Source organism: Ruegeria meonggei (assembly GCF_042768335.1).
GTDB classification, from domain to species: Bacteria; Pseudomonadota; Alphaproteobacteria; order Rhodobacterales; family Rhodobacteraceae; genus Ruegeria; species Ruegeria meonggei.
The window spans coordinates 2,771,846-2,796,584 of sequence record NZ_JAXHBT010000001.1 but is presented as its reverse complement, the minus strand read 5'-3'; the positions used below and the strand labels follow the sequence as shown (position 1 = coordinate 2,796,584).

Here is a 24,739-nt window from a genome sequence, read left to right as displayed (position 1 = left end):
CCAAATAGATGAGCGATTTTTCCCATTCCCTTGCCGCCTCGGCCAGCGCGTTGCAGGCGCAATCTGCGCGGCTTCGACATGTGTCCGAGAATATCTCGAACGCCGACACACCCGGCTATCGCCGCAAGACCGTACCGTTTGAAGCCGTTGAGAAAGGCGGGCGCGAGACAGTGCAGGCCGGGCAGGTCAAGCTCGACCGCCGCGCGTTATCGCGCATTCATGACCCCAGCCATCCTATGGCCGATGACAGCGGTCATTACCCTGGCTCGAATGTCGATCTGATGATCGAAATTGCCGACGCGCGCGAAGCGCAGCGCAGCTACGAAGCCAACCTCAAGATGTTCGACCAGACACGTCAGATGTCGTCGAGCCTGATGGAACTCCTCCGGAAATAAAGGACACCAGAATGGATATCCGATCATTGAATGCCGCGCAGAATTACGCGTTTGCCCGCCCTGCAACGCAGGCCGATCCTGATCACGCCGAAATGGCGCAGGGGCTGCGATCCGGTTTTCAGGACTTTGCCGCAACGTTGAAACACAGCGAGCAGATATCGCAGGCCGCCATGATCGGGCAGGCGGACCCGCACGCGCTGGTACAGGCATTGGCACAGACCGAACTGGCCGTGGAAACGGCGGTGATTGTCCGCAACAAGGTGGTCGAGGCTTATCAGGAAATCCTGCGGATGCCGGTCTGACCCCATGCTGAGCGAAGGTCTCTTCTATGACATCGTGCGTCAGGCGCTGTGGGTCGCGGTCATCACCTCGGTTCCGATACTGGCGGTGGCGCTGGTGTCGGGCCTGGTTGTCGGCCTGTTCCAGGCGCTGACCTCGGTGCAGGAAATGACGCTGACCTTCGTGCCCAAGCTGATCGCCATCGTCGTCGTGTTCTGGGTTTCCATGGGCTTCATGACCCAGACGTTGGTGACGTTCTTCACCACAACCCTCATCCCACTGATCGCAGGAGGTCGTTGATGGATACCGCCTATGTCACCCTGTCCCGTCAATCCGGACTGATGAATGAAATGCGGCTGGTGGCGAATAACATCGCCAATGCCAACACCACCGGATATCGCCAGCAAGGGTTGGTGTTTTCCGAGTTTGTTCGCGACATGCCGGGCAATCCGTCCCTGTCGATGAGCCGGGCCGAGGCGAGGAATACCTCGTTGCAGCAAGGCCTGTTGACCGAAACGGGCGGCCAATTCGACTTTGCCATCGAGGGTGACGGGTTTTTCATGGTCGAGACCCCTACGGGCAATCGGCTGACACGTGCGGGTGCCTTTTCCCCCAGTGCCGAGGGCGATCTGGTCACAATGGACGGGCACCGGGTGCTGGATGTGAACGGGGCGCCGGTGTTCATCCCACCGGATGCGGCTTCGATCGATGTGGGTGGCGACGGTACGCTCAGCATTGAGGGGCAATTGCTGGGCCAGATCGGTATCTATCACGTGGCGGATCCCAAGACCTTGGTGCGCGAAGGCAGCACGCAGTTTAGGGCCGACGGCGACGTGGCTCCGGTGGATAACCCGGTGGTCCTGCACCGATTTCTCGAAGGTTCGAACGTCAATGCCATTGGACAGGTGACGCGGCTGGTCGAAATCCAGCGCGCCTATGAGCTGGGTCAGAGCTTTCTGGAGACCGAAGATCAACGCGTGCGCGAAGCGCTCAAGGCGCTGTTGCGCTGAACTATTGAAGGAGATTTTGACATGCGGGCATTGAAAATCGCAGCGACGGGCATGATCGCGCAACAGATGCGGGTTGAGACGATCTCGAACAACCTGGCGAACATGAACACCACTGGCTACAACGCGCGTCGGGCCGAGTTTGTGGACCTGCATTATCAGCAGATGGCGCGGGCCGGGACGGTGAATGCCAATGATGGGACGGTGCTGCCTACGGGTATCCAGCTGGGCTTGGGGGTGCGGCCGGCAGCGGTGACCGTACAACTGGCACAAGGCGCTTTGTCGGCCACCGGCAGCGATCTGGATGTGGCCATCGACGGGCGTGGATATCTTGAGGTGACCTTGCCCAATGGCCAGTCTGGCTTTACCCGTGACGGCAGTTTGAAACGATCCGCCGAAGGTTTGATCGTGACCTCTGACGGCTTTGCCGTAGCCCCGGAAATCACCATCCCCGACGATGCGCGTTCGATTTCGATCAATGCCTCAGGCGAGGTATACGCTTATTTCGATGACAGCGCCGAAGCGCAGTTGCTGGGCGAGTTTACCCTGGCCAGCTTTTCCAATGCCAAGGGGCTGGAAGCCATGGGCAGCAACTTGTTCAAAGAGACCGAGGCCTCGGGTGCGCCGGTTGTCGGGACACCCGGCGAAGACGGGCTGGGCACGTTGCGGCAGGGCTATCTTGAGGACAGTTCGGTCGACGCTGTCCGCGAGGTGACCGAGCTGATCGAAGCGCAGCGCGGCTACGAGATGAATGCCAAGGTCATATCCGCCGTCGACCAGATGATGGGCGCGACAACGCAGGTGCGGTGATGCGGGTCTTGTTTATGTCGCTGGCTTTGCTGGCACCGCTGTCCGTTCAGGCCGATATTGTCGTGCCCACGCGCACCATTCGCGCCAAAGAAGTCATTACGGCCGCCGATCTGGGCATAAAACCCCAGCAAGTGCCAGGCGCCGTGGCCAACCCCGAAACTCTGATCGGCCAGGAGGCCCGCGTGGCTCTCTATCCCGGTCGCCCTATTCGTCAGGGCGACATAGGCCCTCCGGCGCTGGTGGATCGCAACGATTTGGTTGTTCTAGTTTTTGACCGCCGCCCTTTGTCGATCACAGCCGAAGGCCGAGCTCTGGGTCGCGGCGCGGTTGGGGATCGCATTCGGGTCATGAACTTGTCGTCGCGCACAACCGTCTCAGGTTTTGTTCGGCCAGACGGCCAAATCGAGGTAAAATGATGTCAGGATTATCAAAATCGCTACTGCTTACGGCTCTTGGTTTGTCCGCCTGTGGCCGTGTGGATCACCTGGGCAAACCACCCAGCTTTACTCCGAACGAGGATTCGCCGGAACATGTCGCCATGCTGTGGCCCGGCCTGCCGTTGCACACACAACCCCAACGCAATGTCGACAGGTCCTCACTCTGGAGTGGGGGGCAGCATTCGTTGCTGGGCGATCAGCGGGCCATCAAGAAGGGCGATATCATGACCGTGGTGATCGAGCTGGACGAAAAGGCCGAGATATCGAATGACACCGAACGTTCCCGATCCGGTTCGGAAAGCCTGGGCATTGTGGGGCTTTTCGGCTTGCCGCAACGCGCCGCTGAACGATTGCCAGATGGCGCGACACTGGATGAGGCTGTGGCGATCAATTCCTCGTCCGAAAGCAAGGGCGAAGGATCGGTGAAGCGGAAGGAAAAACTGACCCTGAGAGTTGCTGCGACAGTGATCGATGTGTTGCCCAACGGCGTGCTCTCGATCTCGGGCTCGCAGGAGTTGCGCGTCAATTTCGAACTGCGAGAGCTGTTGGTCACGGGCTATGTGCGGCCGCAGGATATTTCGCGCCAGAATGAGATTACCTATGACAAAATCGCTTCGGCGCGGGTGTCATACGGGGGACGCGGCCAGATCACGGACGTGCAGCAGCCGCGCTACGGCCAGCAGGTCCTGGATGCAGTTTTACCGTTCTGAGGAGTAGAGATGATCAAGAAACTGATACCTGTCATTTTCCTGCTGATCGGCCTTGGGGGCGGCATCGGGGCCGGAGTTTTTCTGGCCCCTAAGGGTGAGCCGAAAGAGAAATCTGCCGCCGCGGCTGATCCGGACAAGGCAAAGAAAAAGCCTGCTAAATCGAAGTCAGACAAGGTCGCAAAAAAAGATGGGCAGAGCGAGTACGAGTATCTGAAGCTGACCAAGCAATTTGTGGTTCCGGTCGTGGATTCCGACCGGATCGAAGCTCTGGTCACCATGTCCCTGAGCCTGGAGATAACCCCAGGCATGACCGAAGCGTTTTATGCGATTGAACCCAAGCTGAGGGATGGGTTCTTGCAGGTCATGTTCGATCACGCCAACACGGGCGGTTTTGACGGCGCCTTCACCGAGTCCGACACCCTGAAGATGCTGCGCAAGGCTTTGCTGGAAACGGCGCGCAAGGATCTGGGAGATGACGTGTCCGAGGTTTTGATCATGAGTGTCAATCGCCAAGACGTTTAACATCCTCGATCCTGCAAAAGGTCCGCTTAAAAGGAAGAGAATCTCTTGTGTAGCATGCGCTTGCGCGCTGCTTTTTGGTCGGCCGACAGGGTCGTAACTGCTTGTTTTCGGCCAAATGCCTCGCGCAATGCGTCCATCGCAGACAGTTTTTGCGCTCTCAATTGGGCGAGCTCCGTGTTCAATTGGCGGCGCGTGGCGGACTCCCGTCCGTTCCACAGGACGTCGGTCCCGGTAACACGGTAGCCATCGGCGGCAGCGCTGTCCTGACGGCACTGACGGGCCTGTGCATCCAGACGGGCCAGCTGTTGCTGAACCCGGGCTTCGGCCTCAAGTAGCGGGCGCAACGTGTCGTATTCCTTTTGGAACGCAGCCTCGGTGATCTTTTCAAGATCTGAAAATCGGACCTTTTTCATCTGATCTGCCCCTTTGCCCGTTTCCGCATTGCTTCCGCAAAGCGGATCGCGGCTGCGACGGGGCGATAGTGTTCCTCGGCCACCTCTTGTCCAATCTCGACCGCCGCGTGTAGGGCGCGGGCTGTTGGCGGGTCGGAGTGGATCGGAACGCCGGCCTCGGACGCGCTGGCGCGGATCGCCGCTGCAACCTCGTCGACACCCTTGGCGACACAAACAGGGGCAGAGCCCGCGGTCCTGGCCCATTTCAGGGCCACTGCGAAATGTGTCGGGTTGACGATGACGACATCAGCTTTGGGAACGTCCGCCATCATCTGATTGGTCGCGATATCCTGTGCGCGGGCACGCCGTTGTTGCTTCACATGGGGATCGCCCTCAGCATCTTTGGTTTCGTCCTGAATTTCCTTGCGCGACATCCGATTCTTGCGGATGTGCTCGGCATGTTGCCAAAGGTAGTCTACCGCTCCGATTGCCAGTGCCACGGCAATGACAATGAACAGGAAGCGAAACAACAGGTTCATCATCAACAGGATTGAGGATCGCGCCGGTGCTGCACTGGCCGAAAGGATTTCGTTGAGGTTGGATCGCAGAAACAGCGTCAGGCAGGTGCCATAGATCGCCAGTTTGACAAAGCTTTTGGCGAACTCGAACAGCCCGCCGCGGCCGAACTTGTTTTTTGCATTCGAAGGGATCGAGATACGCGACGCCTTGGGTTTCAGTTTGCTTGGCGCAAATATCAGCGCGCGTTGAGCAATCAGGCTGAGCAAGACGGCGGCGGCTGGCAAAGCAAACAGAACCGCGACAGACAGAAGCGCCGCCTTCAGCATCCCCCCCAATGGGCTGGCGGCCGGACCATTGGTCAACAGATGACCGATCTCGTCCGACTGGTCGATCAAAACCACAAACAGAGTTCCCAATTGCTGTACGCCGAATTGTCCGGCAGCCAGCAGGGCCAGCAGAAACCCCGCATAGTCCGCGACGACAGACAGGTCGGTGGATTTTGCAACCTCGCCCTTTTCCCGCGCTTTCAGGAGCTTTTGGGGCGTCGGCTCATAGGACTTGTCACTGTCGTCGTCCGACCCGCTCATCTTGGATCCTCAAGTGGGTTCAGCATGAAGCCGAACAGGGCGTCCGACCAGACCGACAGGATCAGGGGCGTGCCAGCAAATAGTAAAAACAGGCCTGCAAAGGTGATGGCCGGGGCACCGACAAAGGCCACCATCAGCTGTGGCATCGCCCGGTTGATCACCCCAAGCGCAAGATTGTAGATCAGCGAGGCGATGACGAAAGGCATAGCCAGCGCGAAGGCCAGATAAAAGCTGTGCGCGATCTGCTGTACCCCCCATTGCGAGAGGTTCGGCGTCAGCGGGGCCGCGCCCATCGGAAATAGCGCATAGCTGTGGATCAGAAATTGCGCGACCCGGATATGCAGGCCAAGCAGGACGGCCAGCGTAAGGCCTGCAAGGGTCAGGAGGTACCCCATGGCAGGCACCGGATCCGCAGCAGCGCCGCCCAGAATTTGTGACAGCGATGTCGCCTGCGCTGCGATGGACCCGGCGGTTTGCAGCGCCAGTACAAACAGCCGCAACCCCATGCCAAGGACCATGCCGATCAGAACTTCGGTTAATACCATCCGCGCCATCGGAAGCAGGCCAGGGCCCATGCCCAAAGGTTGCACCGCTGGCGTCACGACCAGCGTAAAGGCAAAAGCGATGCCAAGTTTGACGCAGGTCGGAACGCTGCGTTCGCCAAAAGCAGGCAACAGTGACACTAGGGCCGAGATGCGCAGGAACACGGCAAAGAGATGCCACAGACCTTCGCCCAACTGGGGCAAAAGCTCGGGTGGCAGAGCGATCATGCGGGCACTGTTCCAACCAGTGCCGGGCGCGCCTCAAGCCCGATTTCCTCAAACGACAGCACAGGGTTGGACACACCGCGCGCATGCATGATCGTGCGCAGCAGCCTGCGCCGTCGGGTCGAGGTGACGACCGCCGGAAACAGCCCGTGATCGGCGGATTGTGCGACACTGTCGACAACCCCGTCGGCCAGCTTGTTGAACAGATTTGGTGGCAGCGCAACGTCTAGCCCGGCGCTGGGCGCATCGATCTGATAGGTGACAAACGTGTCTTCCCACTCCGGGGCCAACTGGATCAGGGGGATCGAGCCGTCCTCACGCTTCATGTCGGCCACCAGCTGGAAGCCCAGCCGCTGGCGGACCAGCTCACAAATACCTTCGGGTTGAGTTGTGGTCAGGCGCGCCTCGGCCACGCTTTCCAGGATCAGCGCCATGTTGCGGATCGAGACGCGTTCGTCCAGCAGCAGGCGCAGCACCGCATGCAGCGTGTCAATCGGCACTTTGTCGGGGACCAGCTCATCCAGCAGCTTGCGGTTTGCCTCAGCCCGGATAGAATCGCTGAGGCGGGTCATCTCGGACAGCAGGCGACGCAGGGATTTCAGCGTCAGCAGGCGGGAGAAGTTCTGTTTGATGATCTCCAGCAAATGCGTGGCCAGAATTTCGGGCGGAGAAACTATGGTGGCACCGCTCAGCGCCGCCTCTTCCTGATGTTTGGGCAGGATCCAGCGGGCAGGGGCGCCATAAACCGGTTCGGTTACGTCGTTGCCCTCTGGCAGCATGTCATCGCCATCCTGTACCAGTGCCAGCACCAGATCTGGGTTCAGAACGCCGCGCGCCTGTTCAACCCCCTGCACCTTGACCACATAGGTGCCCATAGGCAGATCGGCCCGGTCAGTCAGGCGGATATCCGGCAGGATCAAACCAAAGCTGGAGGCGACATAGGTCCGCATATTGGCGATGCGTGCGTCCAGTCCGGTGCCGGGGTTCAGGACCATGCTGACCAGATCGGGGGCGAACTCCAGATGCACGTCGTCCAGATCCAGAATGTCCCCGATTGCCTGGCTGACTGGGCTGTCGTCCTGAGGGGGCTGGGTGAGGGCCTCGACCTCTTCTGCCTTTTGTTTGCGCTGCACCGTGTAAGCGGCATAGCCCAGCACAGCCGCACCCAGAATGAAGGGCAGGAAAGGCAGTCCGGGAACCAGTGCGAACAGCACCATCAGCATGGCCACAGTTCCCAGCGCTGCCGGATGCCGTCCCAGCTGCGAGAAGATGGCGCTGTCGGTCGCCCCTTGCGTGCCGCCACGCGCCAGCAACAGCGCAGAAGCAATCGAGATGATGACGGCTGGGATCTGCGACACCAGCCCATCGCCAACGGTCAGGATGGCATAGGTCTCAAACGCCGCGGAAATCGGCAACCCGTGCACGATCACTCCCATGATCAGACCCATCACAAGATTCAGCAGTGTGATCAGCAAGCCGGCCACTGCATCTCCTTTGACGAACTTCGATGCCCCGTCCAGCGAACCGAAGAAGGTCGTCTCTTGCTGTTCCCGTTCGCGCCGTTCCTTGGCTTGCTGGTGGTCGATGGCCCCGGCGGACATGTCGCTGTCGATGGCCAGCTGCTTGCCGGGCATCCCGTCCAACGCAAAGCGCGCGCCGACTTCGGCCATACGCGCAGCACCTTTGGTGATGACCATGAAGTTCACGATCAGCAGCACGCCAAACACAACCAGCCCCAGAAAGACGCTGCCGCCCATGACAAACTCTGCAAAGCCTTCGATCACATCCCCGGCGGCGTTAGGGCCGGTATGCCCCTGTCCGATGATCAGCTTGGTCGACGAGACATTCAGCGACAGCCGCAACATCAGCGAGGCCAGCAGGATCGTCGGAAAGGACGAAAAATCCAGCGGCCGTTCGATGAACAGCGTCAGCGTGAAGATCAGGATCGCCAGCGCAAAGGATGTGGCAAGGCCCATATCCAGCACCCAAGCGGGCATCGGCAGGATCATCATCACGATGACCGTCATCAGCGCCAACGCCAGCAAAACAGTAGGAGAGAAAAGGGAACGGGCGTCAATCTTGGGCACGCAGAGCTCCTAGTTGAACGAGATAAAGGCGGTGGCCGCGCCCGCGGGCGGAACCAGCGACCCCAACACACTGGTGCCGGTGAGCGGGGCGATGACCGGGATCAGAGGTGTAGAGGCCGCAGTGAACGGATCGCGGGTCATAGGCTGGGTCGCAGCAAGTAGATTATGGTCCAGCTGGGCCAGCACAGCCTGAAACCGGCCGGAATAGGCGTGGGCCAGTTCAGGGGTGCGGGAATGATAGGCGCCCACGGCAGCAGGCCACGATCCCAGTTCCGCATACAGCTCGGTCAGAAACCGGGCGGCATAGGTCGCGTTCTCGTCTGGGTCGAACATGGCGTCGATGGATCGAAACGCCTTGCCATGCCAGCGGTAATTGATCTGAAAGCAGCCGATATCAAAGCTGCGTTTGCCCGCTTTGAAGATGTTGAAGACATAGTTTTTTGCCTCGAACTCTGAGGTGAACCAATATCCCTGCCCTTCGACATTGATTGTCCAGGGCCAGGGTTCCAGACGCCCGTCACGGGCGCGCCCGGTTTCCACCCGCGCAATCGCGCGCAATACATTCAGCGGAACGCCCTCGGCCGAAGCGGCGTGTTGCGCGGCTGCGTCGCAAATACTCACCACGCGGGCGTCGGGCATGGCGAAGCCCTGTTGCGCATTCAGCAGCGCAAGGAATGTCATTCCAAAGATCGTGCGATGTGGCATTCTGCCGGTCCGGGGTTCTGATCAGTCCCGGCCACGCTAGGGGCAGTTGGGTTTACAGAGGGTTAGCGGCGGTTCAGATTCGATCAATCCGCCGACCAAACACCACGCTTGTATTGGTGCGCAGCACGCCGGGGACCTTGGCCAGCTCGTCGACCAGAATATCCAGATCCTCGATCCTGGGGGCCTCGGCTGACAGCAGCAGGTCGAACTCACCATTGATCGACAGGCACAGCTTGACCTCCGGATAGGCCTCGAGCCGTTTGATGATGCGCGTTGTTTCCTTTTGCTGCACTTCCAGCAGAACAACGACCTGCACGCGCGGTGCATCTTCTGGGCTGCTCAGAACCACCGAATACCCCGCGATCACACCGCGTTCCTCCATCCGGTGGATGCGCTCATGCACGGTTGTGCGCGCCACGCCCAGTTTCGCCGCGATCTTCGAGGTCGACTCGCGGGCGTTGTGTTGAAGGGCGGCGATGATACGGCGGTCTAATTGATCCATGGTAGCCAAGGTGTAGAGCAGACAGGCCCGGGGGCTCAAGAGATGTCGGGATGTTCTTTGGAAACTGTTTTGTGGTCAGTGCCTGGCGCGATCAGCGTCGCTGCGACAAGGCCAGGTACGGCGGCCAAAGTCATCCAGGCCAGTGTCTGCGCCGTGCCGGTTTGTGTCAGGATCCAGCCCGCCAGCGGATAAAGCACCAGCCAGCAGGCATGGGACAGAGTAAACTGTGCTGCAAAAACCGCAGGGCGATCCTCGGGGCGGGCCGAGCGGGTCAGCAATCGGCCCGAAGGCGTCAGCGTTGCGGAATAGCCAAACCCGACACAGGCCCAGAGCAATGTCAGCCCGGTCAGTGAGACCGACGTAAGCGCAAAGGCCGTGGCCGACATGGCCATGGACGCGGTGCCGAAGATCGCACCACTCAGCATAACGCGCCGGTCTTTGTACTTGCCCAACAGGCGGGGCAGGATCAGGGCCGCCAGCATTGAACCGCCACCAAACCCGGCCAGCGCAATGGCAACTGCGCTTGCCGAAAGGCCCAGATCGGTGCGCACGATGACCACGGTGTTTACGATGACCATCGCGCTGAGCGCCGCCGCTGCCCAGCTGAGCGCCAGCAACCCGCGCAGGCGCGGCGTGGCCAGATACAGGCGAACACCGCGGGTAGTGCGCTGATAGATGCCCCGACGCTTTGTGGACTGGGGTGAAGGCAGCGCCACTGACACCACAAGCAGGGCCGAGGCGACAAAACCCAGGCTGGTGCCCCAAAACAGGTTGTCAAAACTGACAAACAGCAAAAGTGCGGCGGCCAGCATCGGGCTGAGCAGGCTTTCCATGTCGTAGGCAAGCCGCGACAGGGACAGTGCCTTGGTATAATCCTGCTCGTCGGTCAGAACGTCCGGGATCGTCGCCTGAAACGCCGGGGTAAATCCGGCAGAGGCAGATTGCAGCACAAAGATCAGCGCATAGATCTGCCAGGTCTCGGTCACAAACGGCAGGCACATTGCCACCAACGCGCGCACCACATCCAGCGCCACCAGCATCCGACGCCGGTCGGCACGCTCGGCCAGTGCGGCCGCAATGGGCGCAATGATCACATAAGCCACCATCTTGATCGTCAGCGCGGTGCCCAGAACCAGCCCAGCGGCGTCTCCGGCTAGCTGATAGGCCAACAGTCCCAGCGCAACCGTGGCGAGGCCAGTGCCAGTCAGCGCCACGACCTGAGCCGCCAGCAAATGGCAATACGTGCGGTTCTGTAAAACGCTCAGCATCCGGTGTGGGTTTCCTTTGACCAATCCGGCACGGGTTCTGTACCGGGGGCAATCCTGTGACCCTACGGCGCGGTGCCTGCATTTCCTATTGTCCCGTCAATGGCTTCGGGGTCAAGAAATCCGCGCATCTTGGCCGCATTCTATTGATAGCGTTGAGTTTACGGATCAAACCTCCTATCTCGGGGGCGATATCGCATAAAGGAAGACCCCCGTGGCGAACCATCTCTATCAAAACGACCTGCCGGACGGGTTGGATATGGGCCCTGTTGTGGCCATTGACTGCGAAACCATGGGGCTGAACCCGCATCGTGACCGCCTGTGCGTGATCCAGATGTCAGGGGGCGATGGCAACAGCCATATTGTGCAGGTTGAGATCGGCCAGACCAAGGCTCCGAATCTGTGCGCCATGCTGGAAGATCCGGATGTGCTGAAACTGTTCCATTTTGGCCGGTTCGATATCGCCGCCATGTATCACGCCTTTGGCGCGCTGGCGGCACCGGTCTATTGCACCAAAATCGCCAGCCGTCTGGTGCGCACCTATACCGACCGCCACGGGTTGAAAAACCTGTGTCAGGAACTGATCGGCGTCGATATCTCAAAGCAACAGCAGATGAGCGACTGGGGCGCTGAAAAACTGACCACCGCACAGCTGGATTATGCGGCCTCGGATGTTTTGTACCTGCACCAACTGCGCGACGCGCTGGACGGGCGTCTGGCCCGCGAAGGCCGGACCGAGATGGCGCAGGCCTGTTTTGATTTCCTGCCGATGCGTGCGAAGCTGGACCTTGCCGGTTGGCCCGAAACGGATATTTTTGCGCACTCATGACCGATACCGAAGCATTCCTGAAAACCGCCCGACAGGTTGTCACCGACGAGGCCCGCGCGCTGGACGTGCTGGCCGAGAGTTTGGATGAGCACTTTGCCGAGGCGGTGCAACTGATCCTGCAGGCCCCTAGCCGGATTATCATTAGCGGCATCGGTAAGTCGGGCCATATCGGCCACAAGATTGCCGCCACGTTGGCCAGCACTGGCACGCCCGCTTATTTCGTGCACCCGGCCGAGGCCAGCCATGGCGATCTGGGCATGGTGTCAAAAGGTGACGTTGTGTTGGCGATCTCGAACTCGGGCGAGGCACCGGAACTGGTGAATATGCTGGCCTTTACCCGCCGCTTTGGCATTCCGCTGATCGGCCTGTCCAGCAAGCCGGAAAGCACGCTGATGACACAGGCGGATGTGCATCTGCTGATCCCGTCCATGGGCGAGGCCTGCGGGTTTGGTATGGTGCCGTCGATCTCGACCACACTGACACTGGCCATGGGTGATGCGCTGGCGATTGCGTTGATGAAACATCGCGATTTCAAGCCCGAGGATTTCCGCGCCTTCCACCCCGGTGGCAAGCTGGGTGCGCGGCTCAGCACGGTGCGCGATCTGATGCATACCGGATCCGCCCTGCCGTTGGTGGCGGCGGAAACCCCTATGAGCGACGCATTGATCGAGATCAGCCAAAAGGGCTTTGGCGTGGCGGGGGTGACCGACGAACAGGGTCAACTGGCCGGGATCATCACCGATGGTGACCTGCGCCGCCATATGGACGGGCTTTTGGACAAGACCACCCGGCAGGTGATGACGGCAAACCCAACCACAATCGGCCCGGACGCCCTGGCGGAAGAGGCGGTCTCGATCATGAATGACCGCAAGATCACCTCGCTTTTTGTGGTGGGTCCCGGCGCAGAGGCTCAGCCTGAAGGGGTGCTGCACATCCACGATTGCCTGCGCGTCGGCCTGGGTTAGACAGGGGGCAGGGCGGTGGACGGTCACTCACGCATGGTTCAGTTCTTCAAAGTGGTGCTGCCTCTGGTGGCCATTTTGATGCTGTCTACCGTGTTTTTATTGTCACGCAGTATCGAAACCAACGTGACTGTTCCTTTCACTCAGCAGGATATCGACAAACGATTGGCCGATCAGGTGGTGACCCAGCCCAACTACCGCGGCACCACGCGTAAAGGCGAAGAGGTTCAGATCGAGGCGATCCGGGCCACGCAGGGAACCGAAGGGGCAATCCCCACTGCGGCTGAATTTCGCGGCCGTCTGGGCCTGTCTGACGGCGGTGTCATCACGCTGGATTCCAATTCTGGCCTGATCCGCCCCGACAAGAATACCGCAACATTTGTCGGCGACGTGGTCATCACCTCTGCCGACGGGACCGAAATCACCACCGATTTGCTGAACACCTCATTGGACGAAATACGCGGCGATACCCCCGGTCAGGTCAACGGAACCGGGATTATCGGCAATTTCACTGCGGGGCGCATGACCTTTGGCACAGAAAAAAAAGACGGTCCGGTCCATATTATTTTTACAGACGGCGTGAAGCTGGTATACGAGCCTGAAAAAACAGAAAGATAACCTGTGTACGATTTTCGTTTTGTCCTTGTGTGTTGTGCCCTTTTAGCCGGTGCAGTTTCTGCGTCTGCGCAAGAGACTCAGGTGGCGTTCGGAGCGGTTAAAGCCGATCCCAGCCTACCTGTTGAGGTGACCTCGGAGAAACTGAACGTCAACCAGGAGGACGGCTCGGCCGAGTTTCTGGGCAATGTGATCGTCATTCAGGGCGAAATGCGCCTGACGGCGGAACGTGTGCTGGTGATCTACAAAGAAGACCGCTCGGGCATTGAACGGATGGAGGCGACCGAGGATGTGGTCCTGATCAGCCCCCCCGATGCAGCCGAAGGCGATTGGGCAGAGTACACCATCGATTCAGGTGTGATCGTCATGAAGGGCAATGTGCTGCTGACACAGGGACCCAGCACGATCACTGGCGATCAGATGGATGCCGACCTGACCGCCGGCACGGCGACGATGATCGGCAACGTGAAAACCATTCTGCAGCAAGGGCAAAACTGATGGCACGGCCAAGTCTGACCGTGGCTGAGGGCAACTCCGGTCTCAGGATCGAAAAGCTGCGGAAATCCTATCGCAAGAAAACAGTGATCCGGGACGTCTCGATGACGCTGGACCGGTCCGAGGTTGTAGCCCTTCTTGGGCCAAACGGGTCGGGCAAGACCACGACGTTCTATTCCGTGGCCGGACTGGTATTCCCTGAGGCCGGCTCAGTCACGATTGACGGGCAGACGGTAACCACGCTGCCGATGTATCGCCGTGCGCGACTGGGTATCGGGTATTTGCCCCAAGAAATGTCGATTTTTCGCGGCATGAGCGTCGAAGACAATATCTCGGCCGTTCTGGACATCACCGTCAGCCACGCGCACCGCCGCAAAGAGCGGCTGGAAGAACTGCTGTCGGATTTCTCGATTGAGCACCTGCGCCGGGCACCTGCGCTGGCCTTGTCAGGCGGTGAGCGTCGCCGGGTCGAGATCGCACGCTGTCTGGCAGCTGATCCGAAATACCTGCTGTTGGACGAACCATTTGCCGGTGTCGACCCAATCAGCGTGGGCGATATCCGCCACCTTGTCGCTGACCTGAAAAAACGCGGCATCGGCGTTCTGATCACCGATCACAATGTGCGTGAAACCCTAGAGATCGTGGACCGCGCCTACATCCTGCACGACGGGCAGGTGCTTATGTCCGGCACCCCGGATGAAGTAGTGGAAAATGAAAATGTGCGCCGTGTCTATCTTGGTGAAAATTTCAGGATTTCATGAGCTTGCGCGGAAATGCGCCGGGCGCATGGCGGAAATCACGTATATACACACCTGTTTTGATTGACTCTCCCGCCGTCTCTTGCCTCAATTGGGTCATGGCATTTCTTCGGTTCCCGTCTGGATCACGATGCTCCTTCTTTGAAGGGCGTACATTTCGGTTACCGCAAGATATGCCGATGTCCCCCACCCGATAAAAACAACTACGTCATATTGCATGACGTCAGAATGGGTGTGAATAGTGAAGGAGATCACATGCGTTACCAAATCAGCGGAAAACAGATCGACATTGGCGAAGCACTACAGAATCATGTGCAGACCGAGCTAGGCGAGGTTGTTGGCAAATATGCCCAGCGTCCGACCGACGCCAATGTCGTCTTTTCCCGTTCTGCGCATGAATATGTATGCGAAACCACTGTGCATCTTTCCACCGGCCTGACGGCGCAGGCCAAAGCGCATGCCATCGAAATCTACGCAGCGTTTGAGGCTTGCTGCGACAAGATGGAAACCCAATTGCGCCGGTACAAACGCCGCCTGAAGGACCACCACAAGGATCGCGCCGAGCCGGTTGAACTCTTTGGAGCTTCCTCTTATATCCTCGCCTCTGACGAATCGGAATCGGCTGATGAACCCGACTCTTTGCAGCCGATGATTGTGGCCGAGATGGAAACCAAGATTCCATCGTTGAGTGTTGGTGAAGCCGTTATGCAGATGGAACTCGCTGGTGCCCCGGTGCTGGTGTTCCGGAATGAAAACAAGGACGGATTGAATGTCGTGTATCGTCGTGAAGACGGGAATATCGGCTGGATCGATCCGTAACAGGCAAGAATAGCAAAGGCACGCCCCTGCTACCTGCAGGGGCCTCGCCATGGAGCGTGATCATGGAGCTTTCGAGCATACTGAAGCCCGAAGCAGTACGTGTATTATCCGCCGCTTCCAGCAAGAAGCGGTTGTTTCAGGAAATAGCTGATGTCGCTGAGGCGGCACTGGCCCTGGACGCACAGATTGTTGTTGATGGCCTGCTGGAACGCGAAAGCCTGGGGCCAACCGGCGTTGGCCACGGAGTAGCCCTGCCGCACGCCCGTATGGCAGAGCTGTCAACAGTGTCCGGCGTGTTCGTGATGCTGGAAAAGCCGATCGATTTTGGCTCGGTCGACCGGCAGCCGGTCGATATTGCGTTTGCGCTGTTTGCCCCGGAAGAAGCAGGAGTGGATCACCTGAAAGCCTTGGCGCTGGTGTCCCGCACCCTGCGCGACACATCCGTGTGCGTAAAGCTTCGCGCCAACCCCGATCCGGTCAAACTGTATGCCATATTGACCGAAGCGCAGTCGATGCAAGCGGCTTAATCCCCGCAGAATCCAAATTGGCAAATAAAAAAGCTCCCGAAGATCGGGAGCTTTATTCATTTAGGGGGGTGAAGATCAGCCGCCGGATCCCATTTCCAGCGTCCACCAGATTTTGCCGCCACTTTCCTGATGCCAGGCAAACCCCATCTGTGTGGCTTTCGAGTCCATAATTACCGACCGGGGGCCGGGTTCCTGCATCCAGGCGGCCAGTGTTTCAGTCTCAGTCTCGTAGGTTTCTGCAATCGCTTCACCCAGGTAGGTGCCGAAATACCCAACGCGCTGCGCGCGATCCAATGGCGACGACCCGTCCGAGCCAAAGTGCCAGGGACGGTTCTGGCGGGCCATGTCCTTGGAATGCGTGGCCGCGGCTGCGTTCAGCTGTGAATTCAACTGCACAGATTGCAGACCTTGCGCCTGTCGCAATGCGTTGACCGAATCAAGCATGCGGAATTGGAGCTTTTCGGGGTTGCCCCGGATTTTGTAGACCGAGGGCAAGGGCTGGCCATCCGACCCATAGGTTGGGGTGCTGCTAGTGGTACATGCGCTCAGCGCGACAAGGCAAACGAACAGAAAAGAAAGGATACGCGTCATGATTGACCTGATTATTGTGCTATCCTAGGGCATAGCGCGACCAGACGCCTTGAGCAAACGGACAATGGCGTTGTTTTGCGTGATTCTGCCGGTTTGATTTGCGACTGAAGCATTCTGGCAATAATATGGGCCAGATTTTTAGTTCAGCCTTAGCAAAGGACCGTTCGACATGGTCAAAAAACACATTCGCTTTTCAACCCGCCGTGGTTTCATGGCCGGGGCGTCGGCTTTGCTGGCTTCGCCCGCTATCGCCCAGTATACGCCGGGCGATCCGCTGCGCCCCGCGCCCGAGGCAGAACCACAGGTGCGCCGCAATATTTCGGGGTTCCGGGCGCTGGACTGGCAGCCCTACTTCTCGAACACCAATAACGGGGCCATTCTGGTCGATACCGTGTCACGCGCGCTGCATTATTGGTCAGATGATCAAACCGTGTACAAACTCTATCCGTCATCAGTTCCCCTGACCGAAGAGCTGACACGTCGCGGTCGCACCAGTGTGATCCGCAAAGTCGAAGGCCCAAGTTGGTCGCCGACCCCGTCAATGAAAAAGCGAAATCCGGAATGGCCGGATCATATTCCGGCAGGTCCTGATAACCCATTGGGAACACATGCTTTGTATCTGAGCTGGAAGTATTACCGAATCCATGGGACCCATGATACGCGCAAGATCGGGCGCAGATCTTCAAACGGCTGTATCGGTCTGTTCAACGACGATATCGCCGAGCTGTTCTCGATGGCGAAGGTCGGCACGCAAGTGTTGCTTATTTGACGACATTTTCGCGCACGAACCTGCTTGCGGCGCAAGTTGCAATTGCATTCCAGTCAGATAGCTGGTTAGAAAAAAAGCACGAGGTAAGTCTTGGGTGTGCGGTTTCACTATTCGGAGCCGCGCAAATTCTGGAGGTTAATATGAAGAAACTCGTTCTCGCCGCGGCTCTGACTGCTGCTGCATCGACGGCTTATGCCGGCAACCTGGAAGAGCCGATTGTTGAGGCACCGGTTGTAGTTGAAGAAACACAGGGTTCGTCGCAGGGTATCCTCCTGCCGCTGATCCTGCTGGTCGTAGTTGCCGCTGCTGTTGCAGCAAGCTAATTCGACAAGCATCAACTAGAGAAAAGGCGGTGGATCGCTCCACCGCCTTTTTTCATGCCTGATTGTAGCGGGCCGGTCAGTCCAGCCACCCTTTCAGATTATCTTCGATCACCTTGCCCAGCGCCGCGATATGCGAATCATCGTCGTTCAGGCAGGGGATATAGGTAAAACTCTCGCCACCGGCCTCTTCGAAGCTTTCCTTGATCTCTTCGTTGATCTCTTCCAGCGTTTCGATGCAATCGGCGGAAAAAGCCGGTGCAATGACGGCGATGTTCTTCTTACCCTGGCGCGCCAACTCGGCCACATGTTCGACCGTATACGGTTGCAGCCATTCCTCGGGTCCGAATCGCGATTGGAAGGTGGAAACCAGTTGCTCGTCCGACCAACCCAGCCGTTCTTTCAGCAGTCGGCTCGTTTTCGCGCATTGGCAGTGATAGGGATCACCCTGCTGCAGATAACGCAGTGGCATACCGTGATACGAGCAAACAAGGATGTCGGGCTTCGTCTCCATCGCTGCATAGGCTCTTTCAACCGACCCTGCCAGCCCGTCGATATAGGCTGGCTCGTCGAAATAGGCGGGTACGGTACGGCTGGCCGGTTGCCAGGTTTCATCCATCAGGGCGCGAAAGAACTGATCGTTGGCGGTGGCGGTCGTGGCGCCCGCATATTGCGGATACAGCGGGAAGAAGAGGATGCGATTGCAACCCGCGGCCACCATTTCCTGTACTTTGGATTTGGTCGACGGATTGCCATAGCGCATGCAGAAATCCACCATCACCTGATCGCCATAGCGGGCCTGCATCGCATCACGCATCTTGGCGGTCTGGTCCTTGGTGATTGTCATCAGCGGGCTTTCGCCCTTGTCATGGTTCCAGATCGACTTGTACGCCTCGCCCGAGCTGAAGGGCCGTTTAGTCAGGATGATCCCCTGCAGAATCGGTTGCCATTTCCACTTGGGGTAGTCGATCACCCGCTGGTCTGACAGAAACTCATTCAGATAGCGACGCATCGGCCAATAGCTGTAATCGTCCGGTGTTCCCAGATTGGCCAGCAGGATGCCAACACGGCCCATTTTGACCTCGGGGTGGTCGGCCGGTGCGTGATCGGGGCGAGTGGCGTCAAACATGTTTCACTTCCTGAGATTTCCTTGCTTTGGGCTGAGATAACCGGAATTGTCTAATCGTCAATCGGACAGATTGCCTTCTTTTGTGCCCAAAGCATCCGCAAGGCGCATCTGAGCCGATCCCGGACGCATCGGTTTTTGCTGACTGTCATCAGGCGCCCAACCAGTCAGGCAGGTCAGTTCGAACGTGGCTTTCAAGCGCCCATCTGGTGTGGCGAAATGGTCGGCATAAATCTGCTGGGCTTTGCCGAAAACCTGCCGCCGGGTCACGTGTTTCAGGCGGTCGGCAAGGCTGTTGGCCTCACCCATCGCGCGCAGATCGTGCATCAGATGAGTAAGATCGCGGTATTCTGCCGTCAGCCTGGCGGTATCCGCCACTGGCAGAGCCAGGCCCGCCCGTTGCAGCAACCCACCCAGATCGCGGAGCTCGGCCATGGGCGCAACGCGGGGACTGAGTCCACCGGTCACTTCGATCTCGGCCTGCCCCAAAGCCGTGCGCAGCTCATGCAGGGTTTCTCCACCTAGGCAGATCACCAGGAGCAATCCGTCAGGGCGCAGAGCGCGGTGGCATTGAATCAGCTGACCCACAGGATCATTGGCCCAGTGCAGTGCCATGGCGTGAATTACCAGATCGTATGCGCCAGGGGTCAGATTCAGCACCTCATCGTCGGCAACGATCTGCGCCTTGGGTAAATCCGCCTGCCAGATATGTGCAAACGGCGTCACGATCGCCGGGGCCGTAAAGGTTTTGTTAACCATGGACAGTCGATCCTGCACCTCGTCCACGGCGGCACGGTGCAGAAACAGAGCCTCGTCCCGCGCGCGGGCGCGATGCCGGGTCACGGCCGGGCGGTCAAACAATGAGGGTGCGTTGGACTCAGGCAGTTTCATAAGGCGCAACTATCGCATGTGGCAGCGGATTCAAACCGCTGTTGAGCTGATCTATCCGCCACGCTGTCTGGGATGCGGAGATCTGACCGAAGCCGATTTTGGCCTGTGTGGTTGTTGTTGGCGTGACACGCTCTTTATCGGAGGGGTGATTTGCGAAAGCTGCGGCGTACCTTTGCCGGGTGAGACGGACGGCCATCGGATCGAGTGTGATGATTGCATGAAAACGCCGCGCCCGTGGCGGGACGGCCGTGCAGCGCTGTTGTATGACGGCAAGGCGCGGTCGCTGATCCTGGCCCTGAAACACGGGGGCCGGCCCGAACTGGCCCGTCCGGCGGCCCGTTGGATGGCGCAGGCAGGGCGGGATCTGCTGCGCGAGGATATGCTGATCGCACCGGTGCCGCTGCATTGGTCGCGGCTATTGAAACGGCGGTACAACCAGTCGGCCCTGCTGGCCCAGCATCTGGGGCGACAGACGAGGCTTGAGGTTTGTCCGGACCTGCTGGTGCGCCGAAGCCGCACGCCGGTTCTGGATGGAAAGACCGCGTCACAGCGCGCAGAAATCCTGTCACGGGCGATTATTGCCCATCCGAAACGCACCCGGTTGATGCAGGGCCGGGGTGTTTTGTTGGTGGATGACGTCATGACATCGGGCGCGACGCTGGCGGCCTGTGCGCGTGTCTGCCTTGCATCCGGAGCAAATCATATTTCCGTGTTGGCTCTGGCGCGCGTTGCCAAGGATACCTAATTCGCTCAAGATTATGCGAAACCCGAGGGAACGGAATATGAAACCGGTTGAAATCTATACCTCGCCGCTATGCGGCTTTTGCCACGCGGCGAAACGTCTGTTGAAACAGAAAGGCGTCGAATTCAAAGAGGTCGACGTGCTGATGCACCCAAAACGCAAGCCCGAGATGATCCAGCGTACAGGCGGCAAGCGGACCGTGCCGCAGATCTTTGTCGGAACCACGCATGTGGGCGGTTGTGACGAGCTGTATGAGCTGGAGCGTCAGGGCAAGCTGGATACCCTGCTGGCAGCCTGATGAAAACCGCGCTGCTGCAGATCACCTCGTCAGACGATCCGGCCGATAATCTAAGGACGGTTCACGCCATGATGGCCGAGGCTACAGCGCAGGGCGCGCAGTTCATCCTCACGCCAGAGGTAACGAATTGCGTGTCCACCAGCACGACGCGGCAGCGCGAAGTTTTGCAGCACGAAGAAAACGATGCCTCACTGGCTGGCCTGCGCGCATTGGCCGCTGAGTTTGGAGTGTGGTTGCTGATCGGCTCGCTGGCCATCAAGATCCACGATGCCGATGGGCGTTTTGCCAACCGGTCCTTCATGATCGGCCCGCAGGGGCAGATCGTGGCGCGGTACGACAAAATTCATATGTTCGATGTGGCGGTCACCGAATCCGAGACCTTCCGCGAGTTCAAGAACTACCGACCTGGCAGCAGTGCGGTGATGGCTAAGACAGAGTTCGGCATAGTCGGCATGACCATCTGCTATGACATTCGCTTTCCTCCCTTATACGCGGCGCTGGCGCAGGCGGGTGCGCGCATCCTGACGGTTCCGGCGGCGTTTTCGCCAGTGACCGGCGCGGCCCATTGGGAATCCCTGCTGCGGGCGCGGGCGATTGAAAACACCTGCTGGGTCCTCGCCCCGGCCCAGACCGGCACGCATCCCAAAACCCGCGGAAAGACGCGGTATACCCATGGTCACAGCATGGTTGTGGCCCCGTGGGGAGAGGTCGTCATCGACGCAGGCACCGATCCGGGCATTCACATTTTCGATTTGGATGATAGTTCTGTGACAGAGGCGCGCCGCCGTGTGCCCTCATTGACGCATGCCCGTTCCTTTGATGGGCCCTGATTCAGAACCGGACGATGACAGAAGATACCAATGCCCTAGCGGTCACGCTGTTCAGCGAGATCCTGACCGCCGATCAGCTATTGCGGAACCGGCTTAGCCGGGTGCTGCCCAAGGGCATGGAAATCTCGCATTTTTCGGTGCTGAACCATCTGGTCTTCGTGGGAGACGAGCGCAGCCCGGCGCAACTGGCCAGCACCTTTCATGTCACGCGTGGCGCCATGACCAACACATTGGCCAAACTGGAATGGGCCGGATACATTCATATCCGTCCCGATTGGGACGATGCGCGGCGCAAAATGGTGGCGATCAGCCCCGCGGGTCGCAGGGCGCGTGATCAGGCGATTTCTGCGATCGCACCGCTAATCAATCGCGTTGTTGATGAATTGGGGCAGGAGCGGGTGCGCAGCACACTGCCGGTGCTGCGGGATTTACGGTTGCAGTTGGAGGGGGAGTAACATCAGACCGGCTTCACACTCGCCGTCACATAATTCACGCTCAGATCGCGGTCCGAGATCGACCAGCTCCACAGGATCGGGTTGAACACGAAACCCTTGCGGTCTACTGGCTCCAGCCCTGCCTGGCGTAGCAGGTCGAACAGCTCGTCGGGGGTGATGAACTTGTTCCACTCGTGCGTGCCGCGCGGCAGCCAGCGCATGACGACCTCGGCCCCGAAAATGGCCATCGCGTAGGATTTCGGGTTGCGGTTGATGGTTGAACAGACCTGCAACCCGCCAGGTTTCAACAGGTCCTGCGCTGCAGTCAGGAAACTGAGAGGATCGGCGACGTGTTCGACCACCTCCATGTTCAGAATCACATCAAACTGTTCACCTGCGGCCGCCATGGCCTCGGCCGTGGTGTGACGATAGTCGATCTCAAGACCCGACTGTTCGGCGTGGATACGCGCAACTGGCAGGTTGCCCTCGGCGGCATCGGCACCCACGACCTCGGCCCCCAGTCGGGCCATAGGCTCGCTCAGCAATCCGCCGCCGCAGCCGATATCCAGCAGGCGCAGGCCCTCGAACGGCTTCGGCGCCTTCAGATCGCGGTCAAACTCACCCGCGATCTGCTGCGTGATGTAATCCAGACGACAGGGGTTCAGCATGTGCAAAGGTTTGAATTTTCCGTGAGGATCCCACCATTCCGCAGCCATCGCCTCGAATTTTGCGATCTCGGACGGGTCGACCGTGTTCGGATGCGCTTGCATTCCTGTCTCCGTGTGCTCTTTTAGTTGTAAGGACTATATAGGGCCATAATGGACAAGTACCCGGACCAAAAGCGCGCAGTTCAATATCTGTATCCGCCGATCGACCCGTTCGATCAGCGCATGGTGGATGTGGGCGACGGGCACCGTATTTATATGGAGCAATGCGGCAATCCCAATGGGGTGCCGGTTGTTGTTCTGCATGGCGGTCCGGGCGGCGGATGCAGCCCGGCGATGCGGCGTTACTTTGATCCAAGCATATTTCGGGTGATTCTTTTTGATCAGAGAGGCTGTGGACGCTCGCGTCCGCACGCATCGGTCACAGACAACACAACCTGGCATCTGGTGGCCGATATCGAACGGCTGCGCACCCTGTTGGATATCGACGACTGGGCCGTGTTTGGCGGCAGCTGGGGTGCGACCCTGGCGTTGATTTATGCGCAGGCCCATCCCGATCGCGTGAATCGTCTGGTGCTTCGTGGCGTGTTTCTGGCGACCCAGTCCGAGCTGGACTGGTTTTATGGCGGCGGGGCAGGCAAGTTCTGGCCCGAGCAATGGGCCAAGTTCACAGCGCTGCTGACCAAAGCCGAACTGTCTGACACGATCGGTGCGTATAACAAGCGTCTGTTCTCAGGCGACCGTGCGACGGAAATCCTGTACGCGCGGGCTTGGTCGGCATGGGAAAACGCGCTGGCGTCGATCCATTCGCATGGCGCGACAGGCGAAAGCCCTGGTGAATATGCCCGGGCTTTTGCGCGGCTTGAGAATCACTATTTCATCAACGCTGCTTTTCTTGAAAAAGACGGTCAGATTCTGGATCAGATGGACAAGATTGCCCATATCCCCGGCCATATCGTGCAAGGGCGTTATGACATGATCTGCCCGCCGCAGGCCGCGTGGAAACTGGCCGAACGCTGGCCCAATGCCGAAGTCAAAATGATCCGTCAGGCCGGGCACGCCCTGTCTGAACCCGGAATAAGCGCCGAACTGGTCCGCACCATGGATCGTGTGGCCGAGGGGGTGGCATGACCCGGATTGACCGCCGTGCCTTGTTCGCCTCGGGTGCTGCTGCTGCGTTGCTGGCGGCCACGGGGGCCTCATTGGCGGATACGCCGAAATCGGGCGGCGTCCTGCGGCTGGCCGTTCCGCGCGATGACAGTCTGGAATTGGTGGCGCGCGGCGCCGTGTTCGACACCCTGACCGAGATCGCCCCGGATGGCACCTTGCGTAGCGAATTGGCAACCGGCTGGCATACGGACAGCGATGCGCAGGTCTGGCACTTCGATCTGCGCGAAGGCGTATCTTTTCACGACGGCGCACTGCTCGAGGTCAGCGATGTTCTGGCGGTTCTGAACGAAGTCGGCCGGGCCGAGGCGCTGTCGCATGGCGCAGTGCGGCTGGATCTGGCCGAGGCCAATCCGGGCCTGCCGTTCCTGCTGGCCGACAGCCGGTTTGTCATCCCGCGTGCCGGACAGGGGGTCACCCCGCTGCACACAGCCAACGGCACCGGGTGTTACCGGGTCGAGCGGGCCGAGGATGACCGGCATTTCCTGGCCCGCAAGGTGGCGGGGCATTACAAACAAGGCCAGTCGGGCTGGGCCGAGGCGTTCGAGATCATCGTCATCCCCGATGCCCGTGTCAGGGCCGAAGCCCTGCGGGACGGCTATGTCGATATTGCAGCCCTGCCTGAATCCGATGATCTGAAAGGACAACGTGGCCTGCGGTTTCACCCCGGCGAATCGGATATGGCCCTGGCCGTGGCCCCGCATGTGGGAATGCCGCGTCAGATCGGCGCGGGCCGCGCGCTGGATGATGGGCGCATGGCTGAACGGTGGTGGCGGGCGTAATTCTGATCACGTTTCCTGCTAGGGGTTGCAAACTCGGGAAACCCTGCGTATATGCAGTTTCAACAGCGGCGTGTCGGACTTCTTGTCCGGGGCTCCACCGGAAATTTCGACGGGCCGCGCGCCCGTTTTTTTGTG

At 59.3% G+C, this 24,739-nt stretch carries 34 protein-coding genes; 23 read left to right on the top strand and 11 right to left on the bottom strand.

Features of this window, described 5'->3' with window-relative positions; genetic code table 11:
* Window positions 1-8 precede the first annotated feature (8 nt).
* Genes flgC through SJY13_RS13810 form a run of 8 tightly spaced genes read left to right on the top strand, consistent with a single transcriptional unit; the run spans window position 9 to window position 4,160 of the window.
* Window positions 9-395 (top strand): flagellar basal body rod protein FlgC, encoded by a 387-nt coding sequence (flgC, locus tag SJY13_RS13845; protein WP_377191531.1) that lies wholly within the window; start codon window positions 9-11, stop codon window positions 393-395.
* Between the two features lie 11 nt (window positions 396-406).
* Window positions 407-697, top strand: coding sequence for a flagellar hook-basal body complex protein FliE (gene fliE / locus SJY13_RS13840; protein ID WP_377191529.1), 291 nt, complete (start codon window positions 407-409; stop codon window positions 695-697).
* A gap of 4 nt (window positions 698-701) precedes the next feature.
* Window positions 702-974 carry a flagellar biosynthetic protein FliQ gene (locus SJY13_RS13835; RefSeq protein ID WP_377191527.1) on the top strand — a complete coding sequence of 91 codons (273 nt, stop codon included), beginning with the start codon at window positions 702-704 and terminating at the stop codon, window positions 972-974.
* Window positions 974-1,684, top strand: coding sequence for a flagellar hook-basal body complex protein (locus tag SJY13_RS13830; protein ID WP_377191525.1), 711 nt, complete (start codon window positions 974-976; stop codon window positions 1,682-1,684). Before SJY13_RS13835 ends, SJY13_RS13830 begins: the two co-directional genes overlap by 1 nt.
* Window positions 1,685-1,705: 21 nt before the next feature.
* Entirely contained in the window at window positions 1,706-2,491 is a 786-nt protein-coding gene (gene flgG / locus SJY13_RS13825; protein WP_377191523.1) for a flagellar basal-body rod protein FlgG, read from the top strand.
* On the top strand, window positions 2,491-2,907 hold the full coding sequence (gene flgA, locus SJY13_RS13820; RefSeq protein ID WP_377191521.1) for a flagellar basal body P-ring formation chaperone FlgA: 417 nt from the start codon (window positions 2,491-2,493) through the stop codon (window positions 2,905-2,907). The genes flgG and flgA overlap by 1 nt, the downstream gene beginning before the upstream one ends.
* Window positions 2,907-3,638, top strand: coding sequence for a flagellar basal body L-ring protein FlgH (gene flgH, locus SJY13_RS13815; protein ID WP_377191519.1), 732 nt, complete (start codon window positions 2,907-2,909; stop codon window positions 3,636-3,638). Before flgA ends, flgH begins: the two co-directional genes overlap by 1 nt.
* Window positions 3,639-3,647: 9 nt before the next feature.
* Window positions 3,648-4,160, top strand: coding sequence for a flagellar basal body-associated protein FliL (locus tag SJY13_RS13810; protein ID WP_377191517.1), 513 nt, complete (start codon window positions 3,648-3,650; stop codon window positions 4,158-4,160).
* Window positions 4,161-4,186: 26 nt separating this feature from the next.
* Here the strand turns inward: SJY13_RS13810 and SJY13_RS13805 are convergent, their stop codons facing one another.
* The 7 genes from SJY13_RS13805 to SJY13_RS13775 form a co-directional block, all read right to left on the bottom strand.
* The gene (locus tag SJY13_RS13805) at window positions 4,187-4,573 is read right to left on the bottom strand and encodes a hypothetical protein (RefSeq protein WP_377191515.1); all 387 of its coding nucleotides are present in this window, start codon (window positions 4,571-4,573) and stop codon (window positions 4,187-4,189) included.
* Window positions 4,570-5,658 carry a flagellar type III secretion system protein FlhB gene (gene flhB / locus SJY13_RS13800; protein WP_377191513.1) on the bottom strand — a complete coding sequence of 363 codons (1,089 nt, stop codon included), beginning with the start codon at window positions 5,656-5,658 and terminating at the stop codon, window positions 4,570-4,572. The genes SJY13_RS13805 and flhB overlap by 4 nt, the downstream gene beginning before the upstream one ends.
* Window positions 5,655-6,428, bottom strand: a complete 774-nt coding sequence (locus tag SJY13_RS13795; protein WP_377191511.1) for a flagellar biosynthetic protein FliR — start codon at window positions 6,426-6,428, stop codon at window positions 5,655-5,657. Before SJY13_RS13795 ends, flhB begins: the two co-directional genes overlap by 4 nt.
* Window positions 6,425-8,452, bottom strand: coding sequence for a flagellar biosynthesis protein FlhA (gene flhA / locus SJY13_RS13790; RefSeq protein ID WP_377193653.1), 2,028 nt, complete (start codon window positions 8,450-8,452; stop codon window positions 6,425-6,427). The genes SJY13_RS13795 and flhA overlap by 4 nt, the downstream gene beginning before the upstream one ends.
* Window positions 8,453-8,521: 69 nt before the next feature.
* Window positions 8,522-9,217: a lytic transglycosylase domain-containing protein gene (locus tag SJY13_RS13785; protein ID WP_377191509.1), complete on the bottom strand. Its 696-nt coding sequence runs from the start codon at window positions 9,215-9,217 to the stop codon at window positions 8,522-8,524.
* A 73-nt stretch (window positions 9,218-9,290) separates the two neighbouring features.
* Complete coding sequence (locus tag SJY13_RS13780; protein ID WP_085823565.1) at window positions 9,291-9,719, bottom strand: Lrp/AsnC family transcriptional regulator; 429 nt, start codon at window positions 9,717-9,719, stop codon at window positions 9,291-9,293.
* A 35-nt stretch (window positions 9,720-9,754) separates the two neighbouring features.
* Entirely contained in the window at window positions 9,755-10,987 is a 1,233-nt protein-coding gene (locus tag SJY13_RS13775; protein ID WP_377191507.1) for an MFS transporter, read from the bottom strand.
* A gap of 211 nt (window positions 10,988-11,198) precedes the next feature.
* On the opposite strand from SJY13_RS13775, the gene SJY13_RS13770 reads away from it, so the two are divergent.
* The 7 genes from SJY13_RS13770 (at window position 11,199) to SJY13_RS13740 (ending at window position 15,989) form a co-directional block, all read left to right on the top strand.
* Window positions 11,199-11,813: a ribonuclease D gene (locus tag SJY13_RS13770; RefSeq protein ID WP_377191505.1), complete on the top strand. Its 615-nt coding sequence runs from the start codon at window positions 11,199-11,201 to the stop codon at window positions 11,811-11,813.
* Entirely contained in the window at window positions 11,810-12,778 is a 969-nt protein-coding gene (locus tag SJY13_RS13765; protein ID WP_377191504.1) for a KpsF/GutQ family sugar-phosphate isomerase, read from the top strand. The genes SJY13_RS13770 and SJY13_RS13765 overlap by 4 nt, the downstream gene beginning before the upstream one ends.
* A 15-nt stretch (window positions 12,779-12,793) precedes the next feature.
* Window positions 12,794-13,393 (top strand): LPS export ABC transporter periplasmic protein LptC, encoded by a 600-nt coding sequence (gene lptC / locus SJY13_RS13760; protein ID WP_377191502.1) that lies wholly within the window; start codon window positions 12,794-12,796, stop codon window positions 13,391-13,393.
* Window positions 13,394-13,474: 81 nt separating this feature from the next.
* Entirely contained in the window at window positions 13,475-13,888 is a 414-nt protein-coding gene (locus SJY13_RS13755; RefSeq protein ID WP_377191500.1) for an LptA/OstA family protein, read from the top strand.
* The gene (gene lptB / locus SJY13_RS13750) at window positions 13,888-14,646 is read left to right on the top strand and encodes an LPS export ABC transporter ATP-binding protein (protein ID WP_085823571.1); all 759 of its coding nucleotides are present in this window, start codon (window positions 13,888-13,890) and stop codon (window positions 14,644-14,646) included. The genes SJY13_RS13755 and lptB overlap by 1 nt, the downstream gene beginning before the upstream one ends.
* Before the next feature lie 252 nt (window positions 14,647-14,898).
* Window positions 14,899-15,462 (top strand): ribosome hibernation-promoting factor, HPF/YfiA family, encoded by a 564-nt coding sequence (hpf, locus tag SJY13_RS13745; RefSeq protein ID WP_085823572.1) that lies wholly within the window; start codon window positions 14,899-14,901, stop codon window positions 15,460-15,462.
* Window positions 15,463-15,524: 62 nt separating this feature from the next.
* Window positions 15,525-15,989, top strand: a complete 465-nt coding sequence (locus tag SJY13_RS13740) for a PTS sugar transporter subunit IIA (RefSeq protein WP_085823573.1) — start codon at window positions 15,525-15,527, stop codon at window positions 15,987-15,989.
* A gap of 75 nt (window positions 15,990-16,064) precedes the next feature.
* On the opposite strand, the gene SJY13_RS13735 is transcribed toward SJY13_RS13740, so the two are convergent.
* On the bottom strand, window positions 16,065-16,580 hold the full coding sequence (locus SJY13_RS13735; protein ID WP_377191498.1) for a CAP domain-containing protein: 516 nt from the start codon (window positions 16,578-16,580) through the stop codon (window positions 16,065-16,067).
* Between the two features lie 169 nt (window positions 16,581-16,749).
* Here SJY13_RS13735 and SJY13_RS13730 point away from each other — a divergent pair, with 169 nt between their 5' ends.
* Both SJY13_RS13730 and SJY13_RS13725 read left to right on the top strand, forming a co-directional pair.
* Window positions 16,750-17,349, top strand: a complete 600-nt coding sequence (locus SJY13_RS13730; protein ID WP_377191496.1) for a L,D-transpeptidase — start codon at window positions 16,750-16,752, stop codon at window positions 17,347-17,349.
* A gap of 140 nt (window positions 17,350-17,489) precedes the next feature.
* Entirely contained in the window at window positions 17,490-17,672 is a 183-nt protein-coding gene (locus SJY13_RS13725; RefSeq protein ID WP_085823694.1) for a hypothetical protein, read from the top strand.
* A 76-nt stretch (window positions 17,673-17,748) separates the two neighbouring features.
* Here the strand turns inward: SJY13_RS13725 and hemH are convergent, their stop codons facing one another.
* Window positions 17,749-18,798, bottom strand: a complete 1,050-nt coding sequence (hemH, locus tag SJY13_RS13720) for a ferrochelatase (RefSeq protein WP_377191494.1) — start codon at window positions 18,796-18,798, stop codon at window positions 17,749-17,751.
* Between the two features lie 57 nt (window positions 18,799-18,855).
* Window positions 18,856-19,686, bottom strand: a complete 831-nt coding sequence (locus SJY13_RS13715) for a methyltransferase domain-containing protein (RefSeq protein WP_377191492.1) — start codon at window positions 19,684-19,686, stop codon at window positions 18,856-18,858.
* A 16-nt stretch (window positions 19,687-19,702) separates the two neighbouring features.
* On the opposite strand from SJY13_RS13715, the gene SJY13_RS13710 reads away from it, so the two are divergent.
* From SJY13_RS13710 to SJY13_RS13695, 4 genes are read left to right on the top strand one after another with little or no spacing between them, the layout of a single operon-like run.
* Window positions 19,703-20,431: a double zinc ribbon domain-containing protein gene (locus SJY13_RS13710; protein WP_377191490.1), complete on the top strand. Its 729-nt coding sequence runs from the start codon at window positions 19,703-19,705 to the stop codon at window positions 20,429-20,431.
* A 37-nt stretch (window positions 20,432-20,468) separates the two neighbouring features.
* The gene (gene grxC, locus SJY13_RS13705) at window positions 20,469-20,726 is read left to right on the top strand and encodes a glutaredoxin 3 (RefSeq protein WP_377191488.1); all 258 of its coding nucleotides are present in this window, start codon (window positions 20,469-20,471) and stop codon (window positions 20,724-20,726) included.
* On the top strand, window positions 20,726-21,556 hold the full coding sequence (locus tag SJY13_RS13700; RefSeq protein ID WP_377191486.1) for a carbon-nitrogen hydrolase family protein: 831 nt from the start codon (window positions 20,726-20,728) through the stop codon (window positions 21,554-21,556). Before grxC ends, SJY13_RS13700 begins: the two co-directional genes overlap by 1 nt.
* A gap of 14 nt (window positions 21,557-21,570) precedes the next feature.
* On the top strand, window positions 21,571-22,011 hold the full coding sequence (locus SJY13_RS13695; protein ID WP_085823581.1) for a MarR family winged helix-turn-helix transcriptional regulator: 441 nt from the start codon (window positions 21,571-21,573) through the stop codon (window positions 22,009-22,011).
* Between the two features lie 2 nt (window positions 22,012-22,013).
* On the opposite strand, the gene ubiG is transcribed toward SJY13_RS13695, so the two are convergent.
* Complete coding sequence (gene ubiG, locus SJY13_RS13690) at window positions 22,014-22,760, bottom strand: bifunctional 2-polyprenyl-6-hydroxyphenol methylase/3-demethylubiquinol 3-O-methyltransferase UbiG (RefSeq protein WP_377191484.1); 747 nt, start codon at window positions 22,758-22,760, stop codon at window positions 22,014-22,016.
* A gap of 48 nt (window positions 22,761-22,808) precedes the next feature.
* Here ubiG and pip point away from each other — a divergent pair, with 48 nt between their 5' ends.
* The gene (gene pip, locus SJY13_RS13685; protein ID WP_377191482.1) at window positions 22,809-23,786 is read left to right on the top strand and encodes a prolyl aminopeptidase; all 978 of its coding nucleotides are present in this window, start codon (window positions 22,809-22,811) and stop codon (window positions 23,784-23,786) included.
* Window positions 23,783-24,604, top strand: coding sequence for an ABC transporter substrate-binding protein (locus SJY13_RS13680; RefSeq protein ID WP_377191480.1), 822 nt, complete (start codon window positions 23,783-23,785; stop codon window positions 24,602-24,604). The genes pip and SJY13_RS13680 overlap by 4 nt, the downstream gene beginning before the upstream one ends.
* The last annotated feature ends 135 nt before the right edge of the window (window positions 24,605-24,739 follow it).

Bases quoted from the DNA above. Each gene is read 5' to 3' on its own strand.
- flgC (WP_377191531.1), top strand. From the start codon at position 9: ATGAGCGATTTTTCCCATTCCCTTGCCGCCTCGGCCAGCGCGTTGCAG.
- fliE (WP_377191529.1), top strand. From the start codon at position 407: ATGGATATCCGATCATTGAATGCCGCGCAGAATTACGCGTTTGCCCGC.
- SJY13_RS13835 (WP_377191527.1), top strand. From the start codon at position 702: ATGCTGAGCGAAGGTCTCTTCTATGACATCGTGCGTCAGGCGCTGTGG.
- SJY13_RS13830 (WP_377191525.1), top strand. From the start codon at position 974: ATGGATACCGCCTATGTCACCCTGTCCCGTCAATCCGGACTGATGAAT.
- flgG (WP_377191523.1), top strand. From the start codon at position 1,706: ATGCGGGCATTGAAAATCGCAGCGACGGGCATGATCGCGCAACAGATG.
- flgA (WP_377191521.1), top strand. From the start codon at position 2,491: ATGCGGGTCTTGTTTATGTCGCTGGCTTTGCTGGCACCGCTGTCCGTT.
- flgH (WP_377191519.1), top strand. From the start codon at position 2,907: ATGTCAGGATTATCAAAATCGCTACTGCTTACGGCTCTTGGTTTGTCC.
- SJY13_RS13810 (WP_377191517.1), top strand. From the start codon at position 3,648: ATGATCAAGAAACTGATACCTGTCATTTTCCTGCTGATCGGCCTTGGG.
- SJY13_RS13805 (WP_377191515.1), bottom strand. From the start codon at position 4,573: ATGAAAAAGGTCCGATTTTCAGATCTTGAAAAGATCACCGAGGCTGCG.
- flhB (WP_377191513.1), bottom strand. From the start codon at position 5,658: ATGAGCGGGTCGGACGACGACAGTGACAAGTCCTATGAGCCGACGCCC.
- SJY13_RS13795 (WP_377191511.1), bottom strand. From the start codon at position 6,428: ATGATCGCTCTGCCACCCGAGCTTTTGCCCCAGTTGGGCGAAGGTCTG.
- flhA (WP_377193653.1), bottom strand. From the start codon at position 8,452: ATGACGGTCATCGTGATGATGATCCTGCCGATGCCCGCTTGGGTGCTG.
- SJY13_RS13785 (WP_377191509.1), bottom strand. From the start codon at position 9,217: ATGCCACATCGCACGATCTTTGGAATGACATTCCTTGCGCTGCTGAAT.
- SJY13_RS13780 (WP_085823565.1), bottom strand. From the start codon at position 9,719: ATGGATCAATTAGACCGCCGTATCATCGCCGCCCTTCAACACAACGCC.
- SJY13_RS13775 (WP_377191507.1), bottom strand. From the start codon at position 10,987: ATGCTGAGCGTTTTACAGAACCGCACGTATTGCCATTTGCTGGCGGCT.
- SJY13_RS13765 (WP_377191504.1), top strand. From the start codon at position 11,810: ATGACCGATACCGAAGCATTCCTGAAAACCGCCCGACAGGTTGTCACC.
- lptB (WP_085823571.1), top strand. From the start codon at position 13,888: ATGGCACGGCCAAGTCTGACCGTGGCTGAGGGCAACTCCGGTCTCAGG.
- hpf (WP_085823572.1), top strand. From the start codon at position 14,899: ATGCGTTACCAAATCAGCGGAAAACAGATCGACATTGGCGAAGCACTA.
- SJY13_RS13740 (WP_085823573.1), top strand. From the start codon at position 15,525: ATGGAGCTTTCGAGCATACTGAAGCCCGAAGCAGTACGTGTATTATCC.
- SJY13_RS13735 (WP_377191498.1), bottom strand. From the start codon at position 16,580: ATGACGCGTATCCTTTCTTTTCTGTTCGTTTGCCTTGTCGCGCTGAGC.
- SJY13_RS13730 (WP_377191496.1), top strand. From the start codon at position 16,750: ATGGTCAAAAAACACATTCGCTTTTCAACCCGCCGTGGTTTCATGGCC.
- SJY13_RS13725 (WP_085823694.1), top strand. From the start codon at position 17,490: ATGAAGAAACTCGTTCTCGCCGCGGCTCTGACTGCTGCTGCATCGACG.
- hemH (WP_377191494.1), bottom strand. From the start codon at position 18,798: ATGTTTGACGCCACTCGCCCCGATCACGCACCGGCCGACCACCCCGAG.
- SJY13_RS13715 (WP_377191492.1), bottom strand. From the start codon at position 19,686: ATGAAACTGCCTGAGTCCAACGCACCCTCATTGTTTGACCGCCCGGCC.
- SJY13_RS13710 (WP_377191490.1), top strand. From the start codon at position 19,703: ATGTGGCAGCGGATTCAAACCGCTGTTGAGCTGATCTATCCGCCACGC.
- grxC (WP_377191488.1), top strand. From the start codon at position 20,469: ATGAAACCGGTTGAAATCTATACCTCGCCGCTATGCGGCTTTTGCCAC.
- SJY13_RS13700 (WP_377191486.1), top strand. From the start codon at position 20,726: ATGAAAACCGCGCTGCTGCAGATCACCTCGTCAGACGATCCGGCCGAT.
- SJY13_RS13695 (WP_085823581.1), top strand. From the start codon at position 21,571: ATGACAGAAGATACCAATGCCCTAGCGGTCACGCTGTTCAGCGAGATC.
- ubiG (WP_377191484.1), bottom strand. From the start codon at position 22,760: ATGCAAGCGCATCCGAACACGGTCGACCCGTCCGAGATCGCAAAATTC.
- pip (WP_377191482.1), top strand. From the start codon at position 22,809: ATGGACAAGTACCCGGACCAAAAGCGCGCAGTTCAATATCTGTATCCG.
- SJY13_RS13680 (WP_377191480.1), top strand. From the start codon at position 23,783: ATGACCCGGATTGACCGCCGTGCCTTGTTCGCCTCGGGTGCTGCTGCT.